Here is a 24,732-nt window from a genome sequence, read left to right as displayed (position 1 = left end):
TTGTTAATGATTGGGGGCTGATAAAAAGGGAGGCTCTAATTGAATGGGTCGTGCCATTTCCCTTTTCCTAAAAAAGCGGTTTCGGGATTAGCCAGCCTCGCTTCGTCCAACATTTCTTGTATCCGTTGGTCTCGTTCTGGTTCTTTTTCATCTGCTTCATCCCCATCCTCCAATTCATCCCTGGTTCCTTGAGTCTCTCTCCTACCGTGACGAACACCCCCAGTTTCTCGGTAGAGCAAGATATGGTTTTGGGGACACAGTTTGCTGCTTAAACCTGCGATCGCAAGGGTGATTAGCTGTAATCAAAAAGCACTAAAACCCCCTTGTTTAGCCAAACCCCAATTCAAGAAGCGCTGAGGATATGGAGTGTGACGGGTTCGGAGGAGGATGACTCCGTGGGTGAGGTTTCTGGTTGCTGCATCTCCAGCCAACCCATGACCTCGTTCATTACCTTGTCTCGGAAAAACAGAAAGACTCCGTAAACATCAGACAAGCGATCAGGAGTTAGGCGATCGCACAACAGGCGTTTGGGAATGACCATGTTGGCATTCCAGTACAGCTCAATTCCCTTGGTACTGTAGTAATCAGTAAGTTGGGATTTCAGATAAGCGGCTGTACCTCCGCAAAAGACGATCTCACTAACCCCATCCGCGAGTTGATTATCGATCCAATTGGTTAAAGCTGTGATATAGTCGCCGCGACAGAGTTTAATCGCCTTAACCAGATTCTCCACATCAGCGGCGCGGTGACTGGGTTCGCTACTGCGAGCTAAGTGAGCCAAAGCCTCGGGGTTCACCGGATCAGCCGCGGCGACAATGGCGGGCGTTAGACGCTCGGCATTTTGTCCAGAGGTAGAGTCTTTGACCGATTCCACCATCTTGACAAAGCCCAAGTCACAGGTGACGCCCTTGCCCACTTCCCCATATTGGGCAGACAGAATCGAGGCATTGCGATAGCCAACCATGACCACGGCTATGGACTTATTCAGCAAAGACTCTCCTCTGATGCGAGAATGGACGAGATAGATACCCGCTCCTTCCGGTCGGCACTGAAACGTCAGCAGCTTGACCCGGCAGCGTCCTGTGGGTGTCTCAAAGTGACGCAGGGCTTGGGTTAACAACGGCTCGAACCGCTGTTTATCGGCATATTCACTGTATGGAAGTAATGCCGACAGCGCGATATTGAATTTGTTGGGTAGTGCCAAACGTTGCTGAACCACCCAAACGGCGGCTAAGGTTTTGGCGATCGCTCTTTCGTATTTGAGTTCCCCGAGTCCTGGATTGCCGTGAAAGCGATGCTTTGCTAGATGTCCCACGGCGGTATAGGTATCGTGACTGCCTACCCATGCCGAATACTCCGGGGGGGCATTGCCAATCCTTGAGTTTGTATAGTCTCGTAAAGACTCTGCCGAAACCACAGAAACTTCTGGAGACATGGCAAAGGAGAAGCTGTGGGATTTGCCGAGAACATCCTTGGCATTTTCAACAGGTACTTTCTCCGCAATTACCTTCGTATCTGACCCGCCAAAGTCGATGGAAATCACCACCTGGGGCATAACAGTTTTTGGAGTTGTTGTTGCTTTAGCCATAACTTTTAAGGATGGAACCCTCTTGCATCAACGCTGTTCTCACCCTAGCCAACCCTTTAGACAAGGCACATCGACCAAGTGGCTAAACTGAATTAGCCTAAAGGCTAATGGGCAAAACCGTCCAGAAACTTGTAAAGTGAAAACGATGGCTTTTGTGAGACTTAAAGAAACAATGTCACCCAAATCACGTCGCACAGAACTCGTAAAAATTCGTCTGACCAGTGAAGAGAAAGTGCTAATTCAACAACGAGCCGCCAGCCACAATCTGAGAATCTCGGCTTACCTGCGACATCAGGGACTCAATCGCCATACTCCCCGGCGGATTAGTGAGGTGGCTTTGCTCACCTATGAGGAACTTGGTCGCATTGGTAAGAAACTCGACCAGTTAGCCACGGCGACGGATGAACCCGATTTACTTGAGCAACTTAAGCAACTGATTAAGCAAGTGCGTCTGGAAATTACTGGGGCAAATCTTTAGTGTTTTGAATGTTAAAATGATTGGCAAATTGGTCAAGGGGAATAACTTTACAAAATGCCTCAATTATGTTCTCAATAAACAGGGGGCAACGCTCATTGGTGGGAATATGGCTGGAGAGAACCCCAGTGAATTAAGTGGAGAATTCAGCATCTGCCACTTTCTCAACCAGCGAGTGACTAAACCCGTTTGTCATATATCGCTGTCGCTACCCCAACGCGACCATCTGGATGACCGGACCTGGTGTGAAATTGCCGGACGTTACCTCCAAGCCATGGGGTTTACCCGCAACCAATATATCGTGGCACGGCATACCGACACGACACACGACCACGTCCATATCGTTGCCAGTCGGGTTAGGCTTGATGGCACTTGTGTTCAGGATTCTTGGGACTATAAGCGCACTCAGCAGGTACTGTCTCAAATTGAAGCTGAATATAGGCTAACACCGACAAGAGCAGACCGAGAACGCCGCGCTCCGACGACGGGACAAATGCGGCGATACCGGAAAGAACAAGTTAACTATGCCAATGGTAAGCGCTACCAACCCCCAGAGTTACCTGTTATCCGACAGCTACAACGGCTCATTGATGACAATACTCGGGACTGTCCCACCCTGACGCAGCTAGTATCTAGACTCCAGCAATCTGATGTCACGGTGCGTCCGGCGATGACCCCTGAGGGTGAGGTTATGGGCATTAGTTTTGGACTCAATGGTATCAATTTTCCCGGTTATAAGCTGGGGAACGCCTATTCTTTACCGGGACTGCAAAACTATCGGGGAGTGGAGTGGGATGCCAAACGGGACGTAGTGGCTCTATCCCCAATCTCCTATGCTAATTCTGAATCGATAGCAGGGCAACCCGACTCTGTTCAACAGCAGTTTACTCAGACTGTTGCTCCAATTGTCGCTCAGATGCTCTATTCGCTGTCCACCCTCCAACATCGGGGAGATATTTATACCGCCTATTGGCAAACGCAGGAGGAAACGCGGGTGCTGGTGTTAGAGCGCAATGCTGACGGGGAGCAGTTGATGAAAGCTAAGTATGAGTCAAAGCCAGGGTTAGAAGCCGGACAATGGACGCAGGTGGAGCAATCTCGACTCACTGCTGCAGATGTTGAGCAGTTTATGCTGATAAGTAGAGCCATTCACAATCCAAAATACTCGGCGAGAAGGGCTTCACTTTCTAAATAATGATAAAGCTCAAGAGAATTAATTTGTCAGTTCAATCTGATTACTGTACCGATGTTCTTGGAGAGTGAAGAAGGGTTAAAAGGTTATGAGGCAAAATTAACATGAAATCATTTGAACAAGGGTTCATTGAACAGCAACCGATTAATCAAAGACTGCTGCAAACGATTCGCTTGATTGGAGAGTATAAGGGTAAGCAGGAGTTGTTTAAGGAACAAGCGCCCCAAGTTCTGGAAACGTTGCGCCAAGCGGCGGTGATTCAGAGTACGGAGTCTTCTAACCGGATTGAAGGGATTACGGTACCGTTGGAGCGGATTAAAAAGCTGGTTACGGAAAAAACAACACCACGCGATCGCTCGGAACAGGAAATTGCTGGGTATCGGGATGTCCTGACAACGATTCACACTAGCTATGCCCATATTCCGTTTACGCCGAATATTATTTTACAACTTCATCGTGACCTTTACCAGTTTGCTGTTAATACAGGGGGGCGCTGGAAAACGGTGGATAATGAAATTAGTGCCACCTATCCGGATGGGACTAAGGTGGTCAGGTTTCGACCGACTCCCGCTTATGCGACGCCTGTGGCAATGGAACGTTTGCATGACCAGTTTAATCGCCTTTGGCAGTCGAGTGAGATAGAGCCGTTATTGCTTATTCCGACCTATGTTCTGGATTTTTTATGTATTCACCCGTTTTTAGATGGGAATGGGCGAATGGCAAGGTTGATTACCCTATTGCTACTTTATAAAGCGGGTTATGAGGTGGGGCGGTTTATTAGTTTGGAGCGGATTGTCGAGAGAACTAAGGAAAGTTACTATGATACGCTGTATCAGTCTTCCCAAGGTTGGCATGAAGGAGAGCATAACTTATTACCATGGTGGGAATATTTTTTGGGAGTGATGGTGCTGTCGGCGTATCGGGAGTTTGAGACAAGGGTGGGGGTGGTTACGTCTACGAGGGGAACGAAAACGGCAATGGTGTTGGATGTGATTAACAATTTACCTAGGGAATTTTCGATTCGAGAGTTGCAGGAGCGATGTCCAACGGTGGGAATTGATTTGATTCGTCGTATCTTGCGTCGGGAGCGGGATGCTGGACGTTTGACTTGTCAGGGACGTGGGGTGGATGCACGTTGGCAGAAGCAATAAATTTTTCCTAATTTATAATTCATTCTTAAAAAATGAACTTCTATAAACCTGATTTTGAGGAGCGTTTATTTTATAAATCAAAAGCTGGAGGAGGTATGGAATTGACGAAAACTTATAAGGTTTTGATTGTCGAAGACCATGAGTTTACTCGCATGGGGATCGGGCTAGTCTTGAAAAAAGAAAAAGCGAAAAGTCATAATGCTAATATTAATCTTGAGCTGGTGGGGGAATGCGGGACAGCCGCTCAATGCCTGCAATTAAATCGCTCGGTTCAACCGGATATAATTATTGTAGATATTGGGTTGCCCGATATGAATGGCATTCAATTAACTAAAGCGTTGAAGACGGGCGATTGTCAGGGAAAGAGTGACTATGGGATTCCTAAGGTTCTTATTCTCACGTCTTGGAATAGTCAGGAGGTTGTTTTAGCCGCGTTCGAGGCGGGAGCGGATTCTTATTGCCGGAAAACGTTAGACCCATCTCTACTTTACCCAGCAGTGAAGGCTACGGCGCTTGGTGAGAATTTTATCGACCCAGCTATTGCTAGTGTGGTGCTAAGTTATTGTCAAAGTTATCAGTCTACTCAAGGGGAATCACGCGCAAGTTCTCATCAAGGTGAGCCAAAAAGTGCTAATGGGGATTATAATTTAAGTCCCAGAGAGTACGAGGTTTTGGAATTGATTGTCAATGGCTATAATAATTCAGAAATTGCCCAGCAACTGTACCTGAGTGTGGCATCTGTCAAGGTATATGTGCGGAATCTGTTTAGAAAGTTGGCTTGTGAACGCCGCACGCAAATTGCTGTCCAAGCGTTACGGGAAGGGATACTATCTTGAGAGCGCTTGCCCATCACCGTATCCGTATTTTAGTGGTGGATGATACACCGATTAATGTTGAGTTGATTAAACTCATTCTCAAGCGGCAAGGCTATTCTGTAAAGAAAGCGAGTTCGGGTGAGGAATGTTTGCAACGGCTCAAAGGTTTTTACCCCGATTTGATTTTAATGGATGTGCGTTTGCCAGGGATAGATGGGATTGAGGTCACTCGGCGAATTCGCCGTAATCCTCACTTACGCAACCTGCCAATTTTGTTGATGACGAGTCAGGTGGAAGAGGATTCACCGAACTCGCTGGTTGTTCAGGGGTTAGACGCGGGGGCTGAGGATTTTATTCATCGTCCCATTGCTGAGGCGGAAATGCTAGCGCGAGTGAGGTCATTACTGCGGTTGAAAAAAAGCCTGGAAGCGAGAGATGAGTTGATGGCGTGTTTAACCCATGATTTAAATACGCCGTTGGTTGCTAATCAGGGGATGTTGAAGTTTTTGTGCGAGGGGGGATGTGGAGAATTATCGGCGGAAGCGATAAAAGTGCTGCGGTTGATGCAGGAAAGTAACCAAGGGCTGCAAGATTTGGTGCAGAAGTTTTTAGCAGTTTCTAAGTTTGAAGCGGGCGATAAAAAGTTGAATTTATCCCCGGTGAATTTACAGAAGTTGCTCAAGGATGTAGTGGAACAACTCCAGTTTCTGGTGGCTGAAGGGGTGAGTCTATCACTGGAAGCGAGTCGTGAATTTCAGGGAGATGTCTGGATTGAGGGCGACCGCGTGGAATTGCACCGAGTTTTTACTAATTTGGTGCGTAATGCGATTAAGTTTACTAGCAAGGGGTTTATAAAGATACGATATCGCAAATCGCGGTCGATTGATGGGATAGTTATTGTTATCCAAGATACGGGATGTGGTATTCTTTCGGTAAAGCAACGGGAATTATTCCGGCGGTTTCGGAGTGGGCAACATAGAATTGATTCTCTGCCCTCTGCGGGTATGAATCCTCGTTCGGGTAGTGGGTTAGGATTGTATTTAACTCAACTTATTGTTAATGCTCATTCTGGGCAGATTGGTTGTAAATCTGTTGTGGGCAAAGGTACGATTTTTACGATTCGGTTGCCAGTTAAGCAGTGATATATAAATTTGTTTACAAAATATTAAGTTGCTTATCAGCAACCTATTGAAATCCCAAGGAGATGCTTAAGATGACCGATGAACTATCCCCTCCTAACCTACAAGAGGCAGACGCTTTATTATCTGACCTGTTTCAAGAGGTTCAAAAGTGTTATGAATCCTGAATTATTTCTGGAGCAGAGAGATGTTGTACCTTTAAATCGGGCGTTAAATCAATTTGCTATTAAGGTTAACGTTGCTAGCGATCGCCAAGAGTTTCTGGACAGTGCGGGAGTCGATCATGCTCTGTTAAGCAACCTAAGACTTGATACGCAGCCCAATAGATTTGCTCAAGCCTTAGTCGCAGCGTTTAAAAGTTACCGCATCTCTAATCAACGATTGGATTATCACCCGATGGTGAGTCTACTTCAGTACTTATGCGACCTGGCTCCAATCTATGGACTGGCAGACCAAGATGTAGCTTTATTCACCCGATTAGCTGAACAGGGACAGGAAAACCTCAAAGCTTTAGCAGCTCGCAGTGCCGTCGGCAGAATTGAGTCGCCTAAAGGAACTGGCATTGGTACAGGTGTCCTAATCGGGAAGAATCTGCTGCTCACCTGTAGCCACATTTTTAGCAAAAGTCAGGCGAAACAAGCGTGGGTGCGTTTTAACTACACATCTGGGAGCTACTGCTTAGACTCAGATGTCTTTGAACTCGAATTGGATACGGCGACACGCTCTAGCCAACTCGATTACGCTTTGGTCAGAGTCAAAGGTGAGCCGAAACAACGGACGGCTAACCTAATCGATGCCATATTAGATAGTAGTCAGGAAATTCGCCTGATTCACCATCCACAGGGACAATATGTTGTAATTTCCGGTTTGGGTCAGATTGTGCAAGTAGGAGACGATTACATCGACCATAACATCAGTACCGATGAGGGTTCATCTGGTGCGCCAATTTTTAATCGGGATTGGCAATTAGTGGCTATTCATCGGGGAAAGCTGGGTATAGGGCGTGCGGGTCGCTTGCTTGAGCCAGGAACCACGTCTGGTGTTCCGCTTCGTGCCTTCTGGAAAAACATTCAAACTCAACTATCTTGATATTGGCAAGGAGCTAATTGATGAACCTTTGGCAGAATTTCTCAGAAATGTTCAGGCGAGACTCCCCGAAATATCAAGCCCTTTTCCTACCAGAATATCGGATTGATGTAGATAACGATGCCACACCGATAAACGCGGGGGAAGCCTACTGTCGTCTGTGGTTGGTGGAGATGCGCTTAGCCAGAGATGTGGATTGGTTTAGGGAACGGTATCCAGTCGTTCATGCGGCGATTCGGTTCAATCATGGTGGTAAATCTGTTACGATTCCCTATCTGGCTGAGCCAGGACACCTACAAGAACTGTCGAAAGAGAATCTGAATAAAGTAATTCAATGTAACTATCCACTGACACCCCTGTTTCCCTTTAATGATGGCTTGGTGGAGTTGCAAGCTGGGTTGTTCAGTATGGTGAATAGTGACCCCATCGGCAAATTTATCAAAACGATGGGGCGGTTTTCCGAGTTATTGCCCGTGCCGGAACTCTCAACCGTGGTGAAGCTAGCAGAACCTGTGTATAGGGGGATTGAAGACTTAATCGGTGCTGGGGAAGGTCAGTTAGAGTTGGGGTATCAACAAACTTTTTCTGCTGCTGGTGGTGGTGGGGATAATGACCTCAAGCCAGGTTACTTCGTTGCTATCTTGGCTGAAGAAGACCAGATTAATCCAGATACCCTGTGTGTTGTCAATGACAGCCTGAGGGTGGGAACACCTGGAAAAACCAAGGTGTTTGTGCGTGATGGTAAACCTCTTGAGGGCTATAGCTATATGCTATTCCGTGTAGAAAAGCGTGCAGCTCAAGATTGGGAGTCGTTGACCCAAATTAAGGAATTGGTTTACCAGGCTCAAGACGCTGTGTTTGACGGTGAATATAGTAAGGTAAAAGCCTTTCTTTTGCCTGCTATCAAGGCAACAATTTTTCGCAGTCCTGATTTGATAAAGGCTGACCGCCGAAACATAGTGCTGAAAATTTACGCTCATCTGCGTGAGATTGGTTTGCAAGGGGTAACAGTGCAAAAGCGATCGCTCTATTCCATCATGCAGCGACCTTTACCAGCAGTGGATGCAGAGACGGAGGCAGAATTGGCAGCTTTAGAAACACTTTTTGAACAGTAGGGTGTATCGACTGAGGAATTTTCATGGTTCACCAGGGAATCAATATCCAAAAAAAATGTCAGCTTCAGCAAATTGTAACGAAGAGTTCGCTACTCCAGACGGCTGATGAGCGCCGTCATTTCCTAAGCCTCTGTGGTTTAGAAAGCTCTTGTGGTTCTGTTCAGTTAGATCAACCTTCGGACAAGTTCTTTATTAGTCTTTGGTCTACGCTTTCAAAGGCTTACACTACAGTCGATAATTCTGAAAAATTAGCCTTAGTCGTTTTTTTGGAACATATTAGCAGGCTTGACTCCAGTTTACATGAAGAAGACAAGGAATTCATTCAAGATATTATTACCAAGTATGAGCCGAGGCAACAAGGCAGTAATTCAATAGTTGATGAGGAATCAAACAATATTATTGTCGAACTATATGATATTATTAATACCCTAAAACAAGACATTTTAAAAGTTGGATTGAACAATGTTTATAATTTGGGCTTCAAGGACATTATTTATACAGCTCTAGAACATATTACATCTAAAATAAAAAAATTATTTTTTGCTGATCGTATCACAATTTATTTTTTGAATGAAAGTGAAAAACTATCATCAATCATTGCGGATGGAAGTAAATCTTTAGAAATTCAAGTTCGACTAGGTGAAGGGTTTGCAGGCAAAGTTGCAAAAGATAAGAAGGCTAAGAGGAGCGATCGTGTTGAGTGTGATAGCTCTTCTGAAACTAAAAAGCAATACAAAAGGACGGGTTATCTAACCTACAATCTTTTGACTTATCCTTTATTGGATAGTAAACAGAAAGATCTAGTTGCTGTTATTCAGTTAGTTAATAAACTAAAATATCTGGATAATTCCGGAGTTCGTTTTGCCAAAAGAATTGATGAATATGGTTTTACAGAAAAGGATGAAGAACGGCTTACCCAATTTGCTACCAAAATTCGACCAATTCTGAAGGAATTCCAAGGTTTTTATAAAATAACTCAGAAATTTCAAGAAGTTATCCGGTTTACGCAAGCCATGCAAAATCTGAGTCAAAAGTGTCATGACTTGGAAGAAACTCGTCAAATGGTAATGAGAGTTGCAAGAGAATTTATGGGTGCAGATCGCACTACTTTATGGCTGATAAATCGCCAAACCACAGAATTATGGGCAACCTTTCCCTCAAAAAATGAATCTTTACAGGAAAAGTTAGTACCTGTAGGAGAGGGTTACGTTGGCAAAGCCGCAGAAACTCATCAGTTTATTAACATTCCTTTTGATATTTATGACGATCCAGGTTCAGGAAAGTCTAAAGAGACTGATCGAGAGACTGGTTACCGCACCTGTAGTTTGATGTGCATGCCAATTTTAAGTCTTGATCAAGAATTAATTGGTGTACTACAGTTAATCAATAAAATGAAACCTGGAGTTCCTGTTAAGTATGAACCTCAAGAAGATTTAGAGAAAAATCCTCCAGAGTGTTTTCAAGATAGCTTCACTCAAGAGGATGAAAAGCGGATGCAAGAACTCAATAATCATATTGCCACTGCTATCTTAGAAACTAGGAAATCTTCAGTAGAGAAAGAGGACGACAAGCTTTATAAAATGTTAGATGATATTACGGAAATTGTGCGAGATAGATTGTATGCTGACCGGGCAACAATTTTTTTATTAGATCAAGAGAAACAGGAATTTTGGTCAATTATTAAGGATGAGCAGGAAACCCCTCTAGAAATTAGAGTCCCTGTTGGTAAAGGGATAGTTGGTGAGGTCGCCAAGACTCAAAAAATAGTTAACGTAAAAGACACTTACAACGATCCTCGTTCTGATGTAGCAAAAGAAAAAGACAAAGAAACTGGATATCATACTTATAATATATTAGCTATACCGTTGGTTAATAAGCAAAAAAAACTATTGGCTGTGGTGGAATTTATTAATAAACTGAAATTTGCACGTTATCGTCATCGGCCGCATAATCTCTCAGAAAGAATTGATAATAGAGGTTTTAGTGAAACAGACCCAAAAATTTTTGACGATTATTATCCTATTATATTAAACTTTATAGAAGGCTTCCGCGACCTCCATGCAGCAACCCGTAGACAACAGAGAGAATCAAAACTTCAAGAAGCCATACGTTTGGTCATTTATAGTCAATCGGATTCAAATAATGTAGTATTTACACAGGTTAGAGATGCCGCTAAGAAATTGGTGAATGCTGACAGAGGTACGCTGTGGATTCTTAACCGTGAATCCAATGAATTATGGGCAGAAATTCCCGACAAAAATGGCAACCAAACGAGACAAACAGTCCCGTTAGGCAAAGGTTATGTTGGCAAGGCGGCAGAAACCTGTGAGTTTCTCAATATTCCTTTTGATCTCTATGATGAGCCGGCTTCTCAGACTTCTAGAGAGTTCGATCAAAAAAATGGTTATCGCACTTGTAGCTTAATATGTATGCCAATACGAAATTCTGATAGCGACTTAGTTGGCGTAATCCAATTAGTTAATAAAAGGAGACCTGGTAGTTTTCCAAAATATGACCCTAAGGACTGGCCTAACGCACCAGAGTGCTTTCAAGCTAGCTTTACTGAGGAAGATATAAATATTCTAAATGCATTCAACTCTGCCGCTGGTACTCGTCTCTATAAAATTGAATTGTTTGACGAGATCCGGCAAAAGGCAAAACAGTTGATTGATGACCTCCACGGTGGGAATGAGATTTCACTCAGCTAAGGCAAGTTATGGTGAATTTTTTAACTTATCAAGAGATTAGCGACCTACAGAAAATCCTCATTAATAACACACTCCTGCAAACGTCTGATGTAGACTTTCGCAATGCTTTGCTAACCAACTGTGGCTTGGGAAAGTACTGTAGTTTGATTCCCTTAGATAAACCCCCATTACAGTTTGTCATTATCCTTTGCCAAAAACTTTCAGAAATTCATATCACTGTTGATGCAGCACAAAGATTAGGATTAATCGTTTTTTTAGAACATCTCAGTCAGCTCGATATAATTTCATCTTCAGAAGAGAAGAATTTTATCAACCACGTTATTACAAAATGGGAGCAACAGCAAACCTCTAGCCCTCAGAAAACGCAACGAAATCAAATCGCTAGCCTGCTGGCTCAAGGACGTAAAGAATCTCCCACAGTGGCTCCAGTTCAACAACCCACCAAAGTAGACAGAGGTGTAATAATCAACTATGACCTAGAAGCTCAGATGGCAAAATTCAGGCAACAAGTGGGATATGAGGGAGCCTTTGTCTTTGCTGTTGGAGGTCATGACACAATTCTGGAGCAGTATATCATCGAGCGGCTGCGGCGGGAGTTGAGACAAAAAACAGAGCGTCAGAATGAACGGTTGGAAATCCGACTCTACCGAAAAAGCATTTTAACCTCAACTGACATAGAGCGTGAATTTCTCAATAAATACAAATTTGAGGACTTCACCGATTTATTTAATACTCAATGTAACACTGATATTGTCCTGATTATCTGGAATTACGATATTCCAGAGAAAATCATGAAATCCTTAGCTGAAGCATTTTGGGCAGATATAACTTTTTCTGTCTCACCCTGCTTGAAAAATCAGAGCCGTTGTTTTGTTATCGTTTGGGCTAATGTCGGCAAACGTCCTCTGACTGGATTGACTGGATTTACTGCCTTGCCAAGTCCCAAAAAGTTTGAACTGTGTGATTTATTGCCTTGGTTTCGCAGTCAGCTCAGAATGGAAGGAATTGAGGAAAATCTGATTGAATCTTATCTCGACAGGCTGGAAAAACAGTGTGGGAACGGGGACTTAATAGGGACTTATCAAGAAATAAACCAGATCGTTCAGGAGCTACAAGGAGGCACTAGGCTCTATGGATGACTTAGCAAAACGATTGTACACAGGCAAGGGAGTGTGTCGCTATGAACCACTCCCCGATGCATGGCAAGAGCCAGAACCTTACATCGCCTCTAAATCCCTAACTGATGCAGTCAACGCTGCTCTGTACCTACGTCGTCCCTTATTGCTGGAAGGCGATCCTGGGTGTGGTAAAACTCGACTGGCTTATGCAGTGGCTTATGAACTGGGTTATCCGCTCCATACCTGCTACATTCGCTCTACCAGTCGGGCGCAGGATTTACTCTATGACTATGATGCCTTGGGGCGTCTATATGACATTCAAGAGGGAAAAGTAGCGGATAATTCGACTAAAGCTCGATCGCGCCAGGAGTATGTCACTTTGGGAGAGTTGGGGAATGCGATCGCGCAATCTCAAAAAGATATCCCCTCGGTGGTACTGATTGATGAAATAGATAAAGCGGATATCGATTTTCCCAATGACTTGCTGCTGGAACTAGATCGGCTGCAATTCCAAGTGAAAGAAGTGTCGGAGATGAAGTTTGATGCCTTGAATGGCAAAAAACGACAGGAACGAAGAGAATTTTTGCCTCTAATCATCGTCACCAGTAATCGAGAGAAAGAACTGCCGAAACCCTTTCTGCGCCGTTGCCTGTTTTACTATATTGAGTTTCCCAATCAAGAAACCCTGAAGCAGATTCTCAAAAGCCATTTTCAACCCAAGCTTACTCCCTTGTTTGAAGCAGCTCTCAAAAAGTTCTGGCAACTCCGGGAATTGAAGAGTTGGCGTAAAATACCCGGAACCAGTGAATTTTTGGATTGGGTGGCGATTTTGGAACGAGAGCAGCAGGCTAAAAAGCTGACAGCGAAAGAACTAGAAAGCACCCATCCGGTGAATCTGCCTCATCTGGAGACTCTGGTGAAAACTCAGAGCGATCGCGAAGCCCTCAACCAGCTAAGAACGCAGAATGGCTGAGCTAGATTCATCACTGTTTCAAGTCTTTGAGCGGTTACGCAGGCAGGGTGTGCCTCTAGGGGTATCGGATTATCTTGAGGCAATTGAGACAATTCAAGCGGGGGTAGGGCTGGAAGATGCTGCCAGCTTCAAAGGATTGTGTCGCTTGCTCTGGGCAAAATCACGGGAAGACCAAGAGCTGTTCGATCTGGCTTTTGCAGAGTTGGTAGAACCCCAATTGCAAACTATCTCCACACCTGAACCCACTCCTCCATCTAAGCCTCCTTCTACACCTTCAACTGCTCGGCATCAGTCAGCCCCTAATCAGCCTGAACCTCAATCCCAACCAGAACCAGAGCCAGAGGAAGAGCTAGAACCACAACAGGTGAGGGTAACATTACCTTCTAGGTCTGTGGGTCAGTCATTTGAGTTGAACACTGAGCTAACCGAGAAACCCTATTACTATCAATTAACGCCACGTCTACCAATTAGTCCACGAGATATGGCAGAGGTATGGCGGCAACTGCGCCGTCCTCAACGAGTAGGTGTCCCAGAAGAGTTAAATGTAGAAGCCACGATTAACAGTATATGTCGCTCTGGCTTATTGCTACGTCCATTGTTGCAGCCTCGCCGTCGAAACCAAGCCCGATTGGTGGTATTAGTAGACCAACAGGGTTCAATGGCTCCCTTTGCTCCACTGATTGAAGCAGCACTTGAGAGTATTTTACGAGGAGGACTACTCGGTAAGACCAGCCTTTACTATTTTCACGATTGCCCAGAAGGGTTACTCTATCAACGCTCTAGCTTGACTGCTGCCGTGCCTCTGGAAGCCGTTTTGGATGAGCAAGCCAAGGGCAATAGTGTGCTAATTATTAGCGATGCGGGGGCGGCTCGTGGCTACTATGATCGAATACGAGTGGTAGAAACCAAAGCCTTTCTCAAAACCCTCAGCGCTTACACCTACCTCTACACTTGGCTTAATCCCATGCCTCAAAATCGGTGGAAAGCAACAACAGCAGAAGATATCGCCTGCATGGTGCCGATGTTTCCCTTAGAGCGAGAAGGGTTGAACGATGCAGTGAATATTTTGCGGGGGCATCCCTTTCCTCCAAGAATCAATTTAGATGAGTAATACAAGACATTTTCATTAGATTTTTACAAAATATAGACTACAGAAATAATGGAGGAAGTTTAACTCTAATAATGACAAATACTACTCTGAGTTCTAAATCTAATATTTTTAATAAAATTGAAACCCTCATTGCTATTCCTAGTCTAGTTCGGGAACAATGGCTTTCTTCTGAGTTAGCAGTGCGAGAATTATTGGCGTTTGAACGACGGTTTGGTTCTAAGCATTTGCTGTTGGCTTGTCATGCTGCTTTGCCGCTAATTCTGACCCCAGAACTCCTTAATTTAATCCACGTCAATTTTCTGGATGAGGAACAAATTTCTTGGGTCGCTGAAGTTGATTTTCTCCTCTCATCCCTATGCCGCCCTATTGATGATGGTTTGTTTGAAGTTGAGCCATCGGTGCGAGAAGTATTGCTGGTGGAATTGGAAAATCAGTGCGGTTTTGAGCGCCCATTTGAATTAGCCAAATTTTTACAGGTTTACCTGGTTCATCAGTCTGGCTGGGAACAGCGTTCAGAATTGACTCGCATTCAATTGTGGGTTGCCCAAGCTTACATGGCTCCCGATCAGGTTGTTGAGGATCTGACAAACTTGCTGAAGTCAAGTTTGTCTGAAGAAAATTACCTGCTCAATATACCCGAACAAATCCAAATTGTTACGGCACTAGAAATATTAGTGGAACCACTAGAGCGAACCAATAAGCCAAGAGAATATAAATCTTTGCTCAATAGTTCGCGAGTCTTAGCACAGCTTCTCTATAGTGAAAGGGATAGTATGATGATAGACAAACCGTTATCGACTTTGATTTATCGATATCCCTACCTTTACGAACATTGCCTCCTGAGTGAGGATAGCAGTTACAAGCAGCAGCAGACTGTTCTGCAAATTCAAGCGCGGAATCAGCAGCGCTTTGAACAGGATTTATCTCAGTACATAACATTTCAAGTGCAACGCGCTCAAGCGATGCATACGCCGTTGGAAGAAACACCGGAAAGAATAATCCAGCCGATAAAAAATCCCACACTGTTGAGTGATCATGAGTTGGGTGCTGCCCTCAAGCAGTTCGTTGGCAAAGTAGAAGGTTCTTACACCTATCAGGATGTTGCCCAAAGCTTCCTCACCCACACTAGTCAGATATCTTCCTACAAAGAATTTAAGGAAGATTTGTATGAGTACCTGACAGCTTCTATTGATTCAGGCTATGGTAAACAAAAGTTTAATGAACGATTGCAGGCTTATCTCAAAAATACCCTACCTCATAGCGATTCTCAAAAGCCCACTGAATTCTTGATTTTACGAACTTGTAGCCAGTTGTTGAACTTCTTAGTGGTGGAAAGTCCTCAGCGACCTCACCACTTTATTTTCGTCGATCTGATCACGAACTTAGGGGCAACCATGACAACAGTATTGTTCCTCAAAATTGTGTTGTTGTGTCGTAAAGTTAAACCTGACTTGGAAAAGCGATTTTCTATTTTGTTTAATCACTACGAGTCAGTAACTATAGACAGCATAGCCTGGTTAGTCAAATCCTTAGAAAACTGGAATATTGCTTCGAGCATCCACTTTGGTTCATCTGACCTTTCTTCTCTAAATCTGGTTATGTGAGCGCTGTGTTGTCAATCAGGTGGTTTAAAAGGGATTGATGTTGATGTATGCTCCGCCTAGTGCAGCAGAGAGTGAGGTAAATCGCTCTTGTGATCGCTACCTATCTGAAAGTCAATCAGTATGGGGATCTGAATAACTGACTATGGAATTTCTTAACTCACAGAAACAAGATCAACTCTATCAAATTTTAACCAATAGAACGCTGCTCCGAACGGCTGATGCCGACCTCCGTAGTGCTGTGTTGAATAACTGTGGGTTAGGAAAATACTCTGCATTACTTCCTTTAGATGCGACTTCTTTCCAGTTCGTTGTTAGTCTTTGCGCTAAACTTTCAGAGGTTTATATTGCAGTGAAGCATTCGGAAAGTGAGCCGAAAAGGCTAGGATTAATTGTATTTTTGGAATACCTAAGCCACACTGACCCCAATTTATCCGCAGAAGATAAAGAATTTCTTGAATATGTTATTGCCAAGTGGAATCTAGATCGGAAAGAGCAAGGACAAGGTACTCTAAAAGATGCCTCGCTCAACCGCCTTTTAAAGAAATTAGAGCAACATCAACCTCGCTTGATTGGGTTGGATTTGTATCGTGACTTTGAAACTGCTGCTGACGAACCAAATTTGGTAGCTCGTTTTAGCAATGAACGCTTTTTCGCAGTCTGTAAGGTACCTGAAACGGATGATCGGGAGCGAGTTGTTGCGGCAGGAATTGATCCGCCAGATGAGGTCGTACAAGAAGAACGTTTCGGTTTTAGCGATTTTATCCCAGATAGCGATCAAGTCGTCCGCCGATTTCTTATGGCTCAGGAAAAGGTGTCGGGTGCTGAGGATGTTGAGGGTGCTAAGTGTGCGACAAGGCAGTCGTTTAGCCTAGCCCTAGCACGGCGCTATTTAGAGCTAGAAGGCAGCCAGAGCAACAAGTATGAGTATAAAGATCCCTTTGAATCACAAAAAGATTTACAGATTGGTAATGCTATTTTTAAGCAGCTTCAACCTTTCACAGGGGGCTATCAGGATGTCGATGCTTCTGGTTATCAGGTGCTACTCAATTATCGCGCCACGGGGGAAAACCTTAAAGCGATCGCCAAACACGTATCATTAGAAGACGTTCTCAACGACCGTCTTTCTGAGCAAGATGTCCGGGACAAAATTGTTCTGATTGGAATCACGGCTAAGGTTGCCATTAGCGATGACTGGTTCACCCCCTATGGCACGATGTCAGGCGTATTTGTCCAAGCTCACATGATCAGTCAAATTTTGAGTTTTGCGAAGGGTGAGCGATTGCTTTTAAAGGTTTGGTTACCGGGTATCGAATTCTTGTGGATTGGTTGCTGGTCTTTAGTCGGTGCTGGGCTTGCCTACTATCTCCGTTTCTCTTGGCGCATGATAGGAATTGCAGGAGGGGCTACCTTCTTAGTCTTATACGTAACTTGCTTGTGTCTTCTAACATGGGGGAGCCTTTGGGTGCCTCTAGTCCCGTCAGCGATGAGTCTGTTTTTGACAGGCGGAACAGTCCTTTACATGATATACCGTCCCTATCGGAAAATTTCTGATCCAATGACTAAATCATGAGCTGGAGCAAGTTAACCCCAGGTATTGCCCTTTTCTGTTGCACCACTGTTGTGATATTGGCTAGTGCTTTTCCCTTGTTAATACTTCCTGAAGCCTATGCCAGAGAGCAATCTAGCTTGATCGCAAAGATTAGACGCTTTTTTGTGGGAACGCGCCCTAGAGGAGTTGCCAGTGGTCGTCAAAGAGGTGGATCTCGACGCGATCGCTGCCCTAATGTGTCAGACCCTCTGACTGCGCTAGTTCCTTTTGATGTGGATGGAGTCCCATTTTTTGAACAGACAATTTCTGAGCGACCAACATTTTGGTTCTACATTCCTTACCTGCCTATCTCTCGCCGGAATGCAGAGTTTGTTCTCATTGATGAAAACGAAGATGACGTGTATTCTGCAACGTTTCCTCTTACACAACAGGCAGGTATCGTGAGTTTGCAACTTCCAGCAACAGTTCCCCCGCTTAAGGAAGGTAAAAAATACCGCTGGGTTTTTTCAGTGATTTGCAATCCTTTAAATCGGTCAGGTGATGCAACCGTCAATGGTTGGGTTGAGCGAGTTCCTGAAAGTTCAACGTTAAACACCCAGTTAATGGCAGCACCCCCTAGGGAGCAGGTTTCTATCTATGCTGAAGCGGGTTTATGGTATGAAGCTTTGGCAGCGATCGCTACCTTACGAAAAAACAACCCACAAGATGAAGACATTAAAAGCGATTGGATGAGCTTACAACAAACTCTTGGACTTCCTGAGACTTCTTCACAAGGGTGGACAATCTACCTTCTTCCAGAGCCAGTTATGGATTAATCTTGTCAGTTCAACATATCCCAGGCGTTTTGAATGGTTAGTTCAAGCTCTGATTGCTGTACGGGTTTATGTATCTGAATATGTAGCTCACTATCTACTTCTCTTGCTATATTTATCCTTCCATAACAAAGTTTTTGGAATTCTGGATCTATACTTTCTTCACTTTCCAGCTTTACAGTTTGTCTTCCACGAGTTGGTGTGGTTACGGAAATTGTAATAGTGCTGGCTGGAGTATTGGGGAGGAATACAGAATCAAATGCACTACTAGAAGAACGAAAACTATCAAAAGAACTAGCCAAGTAGGATACTACATCGCAACTTCGCTCACCAATTTCAATATTAACGTACCTACTAAACTCAATATTTAACCGCTCATTGTGGGGATTAGCTAGCAAGTCACTGGCATTGGTACTGAATTGCCCAGTAAACACTTCTTCAGGAGGTGTTGAAGGAGTATCTTCTCTTACTAACACTCTGGGAAAAGAATCATTGGCTGAAATGGGTTTGCTAACTGTAGGAAAAGCAGTCAATGTAATCACAAAACTTACAGGAGCAGTAAAAACTTTTACTTTCAGTTTAAACATAATTTTGGATCTAACGCTGTTGCAATCTCAGTGTTATATTTTTGTTGATATTGGCAAATTATCACTGAATCATTTTTAGGGATTAATCTTGTTGTTTCAAAATATCCCAGGAGTTTTGAATGGTTAGTTCAAGCTCTGATTGTTGTACTGGTTTAGGTATCTGTATATGCAGCCAACTATCTCTTTTTCTTGTTACATTGATCGTTTCATTACAAACTTTTTGTGATTCTGGCACTGCACTTTCTGCACTTTCCAGCTTGACAGTTTGTCTTTCACCAGTTGGTGTAGTTACAAACATTGTCATAGTAAAAGCCGGAGCATTAGGGTAGAAGCTAGAATAATAAAAACTAGCAGAATAACGAGCAACATAGAATACTACATCACAACCTCGCTCACTAATTTCAATATTAACGTACCTACTAAAATCAATATTCGACTGCTCATTATGTGGATTGGCTAGCAAGTCCAAGTCACTGGCATTGGTGCTGAATTGCCCATCCGATATTTCTTCAGTAGGCGTTGAAGGAGTATCTTCTCTTACTAATACTTTGGGAAAAAAATCATTAGCTGAAATGGGTTTAATAGCTGTAGGAAAAGCCGTAAATGTAACAATAAAAAACACAGTGCCAATAAATATTTTTCCTGTCAGTCTATACAGTTTATACATAATTTTATCTAAACCTTGTTGCTATTTTAATGCTATTTTTTATATTTACAAAATATCACTGAATTATTTTTCTAGTTTAATATTGCTGATTAAACGTATTCCATGTATTTTGAATAGTTAGCTCAAGCTCTGACTCTTGTACGGGTTGATGTACTTTTAGGATAGTAATATTTAGCTTATTATGTATTTCTATTGTGCTATTAATCACTTTATCACAAGTTTTTTGTGATTCTGGCGTTGCACCTTCTTCACTTTCCAGCTTCACAGTTTGTCTTCCACGAGTTGGTGTGTTTACGGAAATTGTAATAGTGTTGGCTGGAGTATTGGGGAGGGAGACAGAATAAAAGGAACCGATATAAAAGGCACTACCAGCAGAGATGGCTAAGCCAGATGCAACATCGCAACCTCGCTCACTAATTTCAAGATAAACGTACCTACTAACATCAATATCTAACCCATCAATATTTAACCGCTCATTGTGTATATTTGCCAGCAAGTCACTATCATTGATGCTAAATTGCTCACCTGATATTTCTTCAGTAGATGTTGAAATATTATCTTCTCTTACCAACACTTCATAAAAATAATCATTAGCTAAAATTTGTTTTGTTTCAGCAAAAAAAATAATAAACATTATAATAATTGATGCACCGATGATCAATAATTTTACAGTTAAGTTAGACCGAATTATTTTTTGTCGTGCCATGAATTCCACTCTTTTAAGCTAGTGCTGAACTTGATTGTAATAATGGCTAACTAGCCTCCCTGTTTTAATCTTTCCAATTTCCTACTGCCACTCACCTTGAAGTGTGAAGGCGGCCCAGTAGTAAGGATTTTGCCAACGTGGTTGTTTCAAAATCGCGAGTTGAGCCTCTCGTAATGCTTTTGCGGGTGGGAGATTCTGTTTTAAGACACCTTGATAAAACTGGCTCATGAACGCTGCTGTCGCTTGATCATCTACACTCCATAGACTAACAACGACTCGTTCTGCTCCTGCATACATCAAACCACCCGTTAAACCAATGAGTCCCTCTCCTTTAATCTGCTTACCTAAACCTGTACGACAGCCACTTAAGACTACAAGATCGGCGGATAACTGTAAGTTGAAGACATCAGGTGTCGATAGCAAACTTCTTTGGAGTTCATCTTGCTCATTGACAACTGATAGAAGCATACCTGAGCGTTCTGGTTTCTCAGCATCCAGAATGCCATGAGTTGCAAAATGAATCATGCTGTACTGGCTCAACTCCAAGTCAAGCACAGCTTGCCGACTAGCTGCAAAACCAAATTTTTGAATTTGGTTGGCTGGGGGTACAAGAGATGCTATCTGGTCAGCCTCGTTCCGAGTGCTAGGCAACCTTGGAAAAAGCTGTTCTGCAAACTGAGATGCTGAAGGTTGATGATCACCGACTAATGGACGTTGTTTGAGCTGCGAACTTGGTTGAGTAGGCATACCTCTGAGCCGTTCATCTTCGTGACCAAAAACTGGATCTGCCAAAATAGCAAGTGTTTGGGTGGGTGATGGGCTATTTTTGCTGTCATTCCTGAGTACGGCAAAAGTCGAGGCTGAGGGAAGCGTTACGATCTCATGACTGACTAACAGTGGTTCGGTGGAGTCGGAATTGAAACCTGGGAGAGCAGCGAAAGGTATATACTGCAAAATTCCATCCCCTACAATCAGCAAACGCTTGTTACCCAATTGACTAGCAACCTGTCCCAAGAGCATTTGGCTTAGTTCTTTACCTGCTTTTCCTGCTTTGTTCGTCCTAATTCTCAAACTGGGTACAGTCATAAAGTCATAAAACTTCCGAGCAGTCGCTTCAATTTCTGCACGTTTAGGAAGTTCGTAGCTATAAATTTCGGTCTTGCTCACTACCCACAAGTAGCTGTGTTCTTCACCGAGGGCGTACTCCAATAGCACACTTTCATCATCCAGTACTTGTTGTTGAATGGTGGACAAACGAGGAACACGCGCTAGTTCTGTGTATCGGATATCGGAGGAGCTAGGAATTCTAGCGTTTGAAACGTAGCGATCGCGTCGATTCAGAATTGCTAACAAGCTGCGATTTTTTGATTGTTCATTGGCTTGAAATGCTTGCACCATATACCCATCTGACGGAAATTGCTCGTGCAATCGCATCAGCAAATCCACATAAAATTCGTAGTAATGCTGTTTGGCAGAAAAGTAAGAAGCAAGACTGATGTAGTATTGGAATTTGCGCTGTTCATCCCCAGAGGCTTGAGAAAAGTCAGTATCTCTGGGAGGAGGTTCACGCTCAATCAACTCAATCGCAGTTTCAATTTGAGTTTTTGCTCGATCAAGATGGTTGCGATCGCGCTCAACAATTGCTATTTCCAAACGAGTATTTGCTTCGGCTAACTGATTGCCTAGTTCAGCCCATATCTTTAGCGCTTGATTATAACTATCCAAAGCTAATTTATATTTCTCAAGACTATGATAAACTTTACCCATGGCATCAAAGATAAAAGCCTGGGTACTTCTTTCTCCTGTAATTTTTAGTAATTTTAAAGCTTGTTTATAAGCATCCAGGGCTTCTTGTTTTTTACCAAATTCAGCAAATATTTCACCCATATCCTTCAAAACTAGAATTTTTATCTGGCTAGTGAATATGTTCAACATCTCCTTAATCTCATTAATATCTTTAACTTGCTCTTCTAACTCAGGTTCAATTTCAGATATTTTGAGGGATTTCAATGTTTTTAATACTTTATGGTAAATTTCAAGTGCCTTCTGTTTCTCACCCAATTGATTATAATTGTTGCCAATAATATATAAGTTTAAGTTAAATATCATCTCAAAGAAAACATTTTCTATCTGCTGAAATTGTGCTGGACTATCATCAAACTGCGGTTTTTCGATAGTTTGTAAGATTTGCCACCACTGATCTACCAGACTGGTTAATAGTTGTTTATCATCAGGATTGACAATGAGAGTCAAAAAACGACTAAAGAGACTTGAGGTACTAAAAAGACTTGACACTTTTTGTGAAACATAATCTTCTTCTGATTCTGAGTTTTCTTCTTCCCAAAATTCTTTTAGTAAATTATTCATAATATTTTGTGCTTCATTAACGCAGTCTTGGGCTATTTCTTTTTCTCCTAAATCGAAATATATAAGGCTTTTATACAGAGTTGTAATAGCTTTCAATAAAACTAAATTTCCTTGGTTAGAATTGTCCTTGCTCTGAACTTCAATAGTCTTTATTAAAGATAATCCTTGATGATTTAAGGTGAGGGCTTGTTGATATTCTCCAAGAACGCGATAAGTGTCACTTAAATTTAGGAGTATATTAATTTCAATTAAATACTTTTCTATTGGTTCTATCTGAGGGCAATAGTTAATAGTTTCACTTTCTCGTGTAAATGTCTCACATTGTTGAGTTCCACTATTCAATCTTTCAGAATCTTCTTTATTGAAGCGAACTAACTTGATGGTTTGATTATAAAAATCGATGGCTTTCGAGTATTCGCCTAAGTTTTTATAGATATTGCTTACATTATAGAGGGCATCAACTTCCGTTCTTAGGTCATTTTTAGATTGAGCAATTTTGATAATCTCTTGATAATCTGTAAGAATTTGATCTTGAGAACTTACTGATAATTTTTCTAGCTTGGAAGAGAAATTGGTAGTTGGCGGCTGAGCATTCGCAACTTGACTAAATAAGTACAAAACGATAGTAAAAAGCGCTATACAGCGAGAAGCATAGTCTAAAAGTAAGCGCTTTAGCTTGAAAATTTGTTTAGCCATATAGCCGTTCTAAATCACTGGTAAAAGAAGAGTAGTCTTGGCACTTTAACTCATATAACATTTTCATTTGAGATGTAAAACAAAAACCCTTATAAAATAAGCCACGAACCATTTATTAATGCTATTAGGCGATGAAAAAGAGTTAGTGAAAACTGATAGTATCTTTTATAACCTATTTCGGACATTCCCCAGTATCTTATTTGAGCTTATTAACCGTCCTCCAGAAGAAGCCGCTAGCTATGAATTTACCTCCCGCGAAGTCAAACAATTAGCCTTTCGCCTAGACGGTTTATTCTTACCCAAAACCAGCGAACCCGACAAACCTTTCTACCTCGTTGAAGTTCAGTTCCAGCCAGATAATTCCTTATACTACCACATATTTTCCGAACTCTTCATCTTTTTAAGACAATACCAGCCACCCCATCCTTGGCAAGTTGTCGTCATCTATCCCAACCGCAGCATTGAACGAGAGTCAACTTCCCAGTTTAATGAACTCTTAGCCCTCAACTGGGTGAGATGGATTTACCTGGATGAGTTAGAGGAAGCCACAGAACGCTCATTAGGGGTAGAAGTTGTTAAGCTTGTAATTGAGCCGGAAGAGACAGCCGGACAACTGGCAAGACAGTTAATCGAACAAGCACAGCAACAGCTAACCGATGAAACGCTTCAACGTGAACTCATCAATCTGATTGAAACCATTATTGTCTACAAACTACCGAAAAAAAGCCGCGAGGAGATAGCCGCTATGTTGGGATTAAGCGAAATTAAACAAACCCGATTTTATCAGGACACTCTCCTAGAAATGAAATTAGAAACTATCCCCAGACTGCTGCCAATGGGGTTGGATTTAGAGCAAATTGCCCACGCCCTAGATTTACCTCTGGAAATTGTCCAAAAAACAGTAAATAAATTTAGGCGAGGCTTTTTGTCATTCCCTGAGCAAAATATCGATGCTTTTATCGAATTATTGACCGAGCAATATTCGCTATTTTCATCAGGATACTTGGCTGAATTAGAACAGCTATTGGCTCCTGTGCCAGATGATATTGAAGAGCTATCAGCCGCAATTTCAAGTTGGTGTGAACAACACCCTGAACTTGAAGAGGCGCAATTGGAACTTCTGCCCGATAATTCAGAGAAAAAAGCACCTGGTAGCAAAGAAGCCAACGTCAAAACTCCCAACTATGAACTGAACAAACAAGCTCTCCTCAATGCCATTCAGCAAAGTGCTTCCTCAAAGGATTCTCAATCATCCAACTCGGGTTCATGAAAG

Annotated in this window: 21 protein-coding genes; 15 read left to right on the top strand and 6 right to left on the bottom strand. The window is 42.8% G+C overall.

The window, feature by feature from the left end:
* Window positions 1–35: 35 nt before the first annotated feature.
* Together ACLGGO_RS13355 and ACLGGO_RS13350 are read right to left on the bottom strand one after the other, a co-directional pair.
* Window positions 36–239, bottom strand: coding sequence for a hypothetical protein (locus ACLGGO_RS13355; RefSeq protein WP_446419686.1), 204 nt, complete (start codon window positions 237–239; stop codon window positions 36–38).
* A gap of 104 nt (window positions 240–343) precedes the next feature.
* Window positions 344–1,588, bottom strand: coding sequence for a ParM/StbA family protein (locus ACLGGO_RS13350; protein ID WP_446419685.1), 1,245 nt, complete (start codon window positions 1,586–1,588; stop codon window positions 344–346).
* A gap of 172 nt (window positions 1,589–1,760) precedes the next feature.
* Here ACLGGO_RS13350 and ACLGGO_RS13345 point away from each other — a divergent pair, with 172 nt between their 5' ends.
* From ACLGGO_RS13345 to ACLGGO_RS13280, 14 genes are all read left to right on the top strand, one after another.
* Complete coding sequence (locus tag ACLGGO_RS13345; protein ID WP_446364499.1) at window positions 1,761–2,066, top strand: plasmid mobilization protein; 306 nt, start codon at window positions 1,761–1,763, stop codon at window positions 2,064–2,066.
* Window positions 2,067–2,082: 16 nt separating this feature from the next.
* Window positions 2,083–3,258 carry a relaxase/mobilization nuclease domain-containing protein gene (locus ACLGGO_RS13340; protein ID WP_446419684.1) on the top strand — a complete coding sequence of 392 codons (1,176 nt, stop codon included), beginning with the start codon at window positions 2,083–2,085 and terminating at the stop codon, window positions 3,256–3,258.
* 101 nt (window positions 3,259–3,359) lie between these two features.
* Window positions 3,360–4,406, top strand: coding sequence for a Fic family protein (locus ACLGGO_RS13335; protein ID WP_446364495.1), 1,047 nt, complete (start codon window positions 3,360–3,362; stop codon window positions 4,404–4,406).
* 32 nt (window positions 4,407–4,438) lie between these two features.
* Window positions 4,439–5,242, top strand: coding sequence for a response regulator (locus ACLGGO_RS13330; RefSeq protein ID WP_446419683.1), 804 nt, complete (start codon window positions 4,439–4,441; stop codon window positions 5,240–5,242).
* A complete protein-coding gene (locus ACLGGO_RS13325) occupies window positions 5,239–6,363 on the top strand; it encodes a hybrid sensor histidine kinase/response regulator (RefSeq protein WP_446419682.1) in 1,125 nt (374 codons plus the stop codon). The genes ACLGGO_RS13330 and ACLGGO_RS13325 overlap by 4 nt, the downstream gene beginning before the upstream one ends.
* A gap of 153 nt (window positions 6,364–6,516) precedes the next feature.
* Window positions 6,517–7,449 carry a trypsin-like peptidase domain-containing protein gene (locus tag ACLGGO_RS13320; RefSeq protein WP_446419681.1) on the top strand — a complete coding sequence of 311 codons (933 nt, stop codon included), beginning with the start codon at window positions 6,517–6,519 and terminating at the stop codon, window positions 7,447–7,449.
* Window positions 7,450–7,469: 20 nt separating this feature from the next.
* On the top strand, window positions 7,470–8,561 hold the full coding sequence (locus ACLGGO_RS13315; protein ID WP_446419680.1) for a hypothetical protein: 1,092 nt from the start codon (window positions 7,470–7,472) through the stop codon (window positions 8,559–8,561).
* Window positions 8,562–8,584: 23 nt separating this feature from the next.
* A complete protein-coding gene (locus ACLGGO_RS13310; protein ID WP_446419679.1) occupies window positions 8,585–11,269 on the top strand; it encodes a GAF domain-containing protein in 2,685 nt (894 codons plus the stop codon).
* A gap of 8 nt (window positions 11,270–11,277) precedes the next feature.
* Window positions 11,278–12,408 carry a hypothetical protein gene (locus ACLGGO_RS13305; protein WP_446419678.1) on the top strand — a complete coding sequence of 377 codons (1,131 nt, stop codon included), beginning with the start codon at window positions 11,278–11,280 and terminating at the stop codon, window positions 12,406–12,408.
* Window positions 12,401–13,360: an AAA family ATPase gene (locus tag ACLGGO_RS13300; protein WP_446419677.1), complete on the top strand. Its 960-nt coding sequence runs from the start codon at window positions 12,401–12,403 to the stop codon at window positions 13,358–13,360. Before ACLGGO_RS13305 ends, ACLGGO_RS13300 begins: the two co-directional genes overlap by 8 nt.
* Window positions 13,353–14,471: a VWA domain-containing protein gene (locus ACLGGO_RS13295; RefSeq protein WP_446419676.1), complete on the top strand. Its 1,119-nt coding sequence runs from the start codon at window positions 13,353–13,355 to the stop codon at window positions 14,469–14,471. The genes ACLGGO_RS13300 and ACLGGO_RS13295 overlap by 8 nt, the downstream gene beginning before the upstream one ends.
* Window positions 14,472–14,542: 71 nt before the next feature.
* Entirely contained in the window at window positions 14,543–16,075 is a 1,533-nt protein-coding gene (locus ACLGGO_RS13290) for a hypothetical protein (RefSeq protein WP_446419675.1), read from the top strand.
* Window positions 16,076–16,217: 142 nt separating this feature from the next.
* Entirely contained in the window at window positions 16,218–17,645 is a 1,428-nt protein-coding gene (locus ACLGGO_RS13285) for a CHASE2 domain-containing protein (RefSeq protein WP_446419674.1), read from the top strand.
* Window positions 17,642–18,439, top strand: a complete 798-nt coding sequence (locus ACLGGO_RS13280; protein WP_446419673.1) for a DUF928 domain-containing protein — start codon at window positions 17,642–17,644, stop codon at window positions 18,437–18,439. Before ACLGGO_RS13285 ends, ACLGGO_RS13280 begins: the two co-directional genes overlap by 4 nt.
* Before the next feature lie 5 nt (window positions 18,440–18,444).
* Here ACLGGO_RS13280 and ACLGGO_RS13275 read toward each other — a convergent pair whose 3' ends face one another.
* The 4 genes from ACLGGO_RS13275 to ACLGGO_RS13260 all read right to left on the bottom strand — a co-directional run bounded on the left by ACLGGO_RS13275 (window position 18,445) and on the right by ACLGGO_RS13260 (window position 23,459).
* Entirely contained in the window at window positions 18,445–19,023 is a 579-nt protein-coding gene (locus ACLGGO_RS13275; protein ID WP_446419672.1) for a hypothetical protein, read from the bottom strand.
* 82 nt (window positions 19,024–19,105) lie between these two features.
* The gene (locus tag ACLGGO_RS13270) at window positions 19,106–19,690 is read right to left on the bottom strand and encodes a hypothetical protein (RefSeq protein WP_446419671.1); all 585 of its coding nucleotides are present in this window, start codon (window positions 19,688–19,690) and stop codon (window positions 19,106–19,108) included.
* Between the two features lie 76 nt (window positions 19,691–19,766).
* Window positions 19,767–20,396, bottom strand: a complete 630-nt coding sequence (locus ACLGGO_RS13265; protein ID WP_446419670.1) for a hypothetical protein — start codon at window positions 20,394–20,396, stop codon at window positions 19,767–19,769.
* A gap of 81 nt (window positions 20,397–20,477) precedes the next feature.
* On the bottom strand, window positions 20,478–23,459 hold the full coding sequence (locus tag ACLGGO_RS13260; RefSeq protein WP_446419669.1) for a CHAT domain-containing protein: 2,982 nt from the start codon (window positions 23,457–23,459) through the stop codon (window positions 20,478–20,480).
* A gap of 118 nt (window positions 23,460–23,577) precedes the next feature.
* Here ACLGGO_RS13260 and ACLGGO_RS13255 point away from each other — a divergent pair, with 118 nt between their 5' ends.
* On the top strand, window positions 23,578–24,729 hold the full coding sequence (locus ACLGGO_RS13255) for an Rpn family recombination-promoting nuclease/putative transposase (protein WP_446419668.1): 1,152 nt from the start codon (window positions 23,578–23,580) through the stop codon (window positions 24,727–24,729).
* The last annotated feature ends 3 nt before the right edge of the window (window positions 24,730–24,732 follow it).

Source organism: Coleofasciculus sp., assembly GCF_046565525.1.
Classification (GTDB): Bacteria; Cyanobacteriota; Cyanobacteriia; order Cyanobacteriales; family Coleofasciculaceae; genus Coleofasciculus.
This window is presented reverse-complemented; position numbering and strand designations above follow the sequence as displayed.

Bases quoted from the DNA above. Each gene is read 5' to 3' on its own strand.
- ACLGGO_RS13350 (WP_446419685.1), bottom strand. From the start codon at position 1,588: ATGGCTAAAGCAACAACAACTCCAAAAACTGTTATGCCCCAGGTGGTG.
- ACLGGO_RS13345 (WP_446364499.1), top strand. From the start codon at position 1,761: ATGTCACCCAAATCACGTCGCACAGAACTCGTAAAAATTCGTCTGACC.
- ACLGGO_RS13340 (WP_446419684.1), top strand. From the start codon at position 2,083: ATGATTGGCAAATTGGTCAAGGGGAATAACTTTACAAAATGCCTCAAT.
- ACLGGO_RS13335 (WP_446364495.1), top strand. From the start codon at position 3,360: ATGAAATCATTTGAACAAGGGTTCATTGAACAGCAACCGATTAATCAA.
- ACLGGO_RS13330 (WP_446419683.1), top strand. From the start codon at position 4,439: ATGAACTTCTATAAACCTGATTTTGAGGAGCGTTTATTTTATAAATCA.
- ACLGGO_RS13320 (WP_446419681.1), top strand. From the start codon at position 6,517: ATGAATCCTGAATTATTTCTGGAGCAGAGAGATGTTGTACCTTTAAAT.
- ACLGGO_RS13315 (WP_446419680.1), top strand. From the start codon at position 7,470: ATGAACCTTTGGCAGAATTTCTCAGAAATGTTCAGGCGAGACTCCCCG.
- ACLGGO_RS13310 (WP_446419679.1), top strand. From the start codon at position 8,585: ATGGTTCACCAGGGAATCAATATCCAAAAAAAATGTCAGCTTCAGCAA.
- ACLGGO_RS13305 (WP_446419678.1), top strand. From the start codon at position 11,278: ATGGTGAATTTTTTAACTTATCAAGAGATTAGCGACCTACAGAAAATC.
- ACLGGO_RS13300 (WP_446419677.1), top strand. From the start codon at position 12,401: ATGGATGACTTAGCAAAACGATTGTACACAGGCAAGGGAGTGTGTCGC.
- ACLGGO_RS13295 (WP_446419676.1), top strand. From the start codon at position 13,353: ATGGCTGAGCTAGATTCATCACTGTTTCAAGTCTTTGAGCGGTTACGC.
- ACLGGO_RS13290 (WP_446419675.1), top strand. From the start codon at position 14,543: ATGACAAATACTACTCTGAGTTCTAAATCTAATATTTTTAATAAAATT.
- ACLGGO_RS13285 (WP_446419674.1), top strand. From the start codon at position 16,218: ATGGAATTTCTTAACTCACAGAAACAAGATCAACTCTATCAAATTTTA.
- ACLGGO_RS13280 (WP_446419673.1), top strand. From the start codon at position 17,642: ATGAGCTGGAGCAAGTTAACCCCAGGTATTGCCCTTTTCTGTTGCACC.
- ACLGGO_RS13275 (WP_446419672.1), bottom strand. From the start codon at position 19,023: ATGTTTAAACTGAAAGTAAAAGTTTTTACTGCTCCTGTAAGTTTTGTG.
- ACLGGO_RS13270 (WP_446419671.1), bottom strand. From the start codon at position 19,690: ATGTATAAACTGTATAGACTGACAGGAAAAATATTTATTGGCACTGTG.
- ACLGGO_RS13265 (WP_446419670.1), bottom strand. From the start codon at position 20,396: ATGGCACGACAAAAAATAATTCGGTCTAACTTAACTGTAAAATTATTG.
- ACLGGO_RS13260 (WP_446419669.1), bottom strand. From the start codon at position 23,459: ATGGCTAAACAAATTTTCAAGCTAAAGCGCTTACTTTTAGACTATGCT.
- ACLGGO_RS13255 (WP_446419668.1), top strand. From the start codon at position 23,578: ATGCTATTAGGCGATGAAAAAGAGTTAGTGAAAACTGATAGTATCTTT.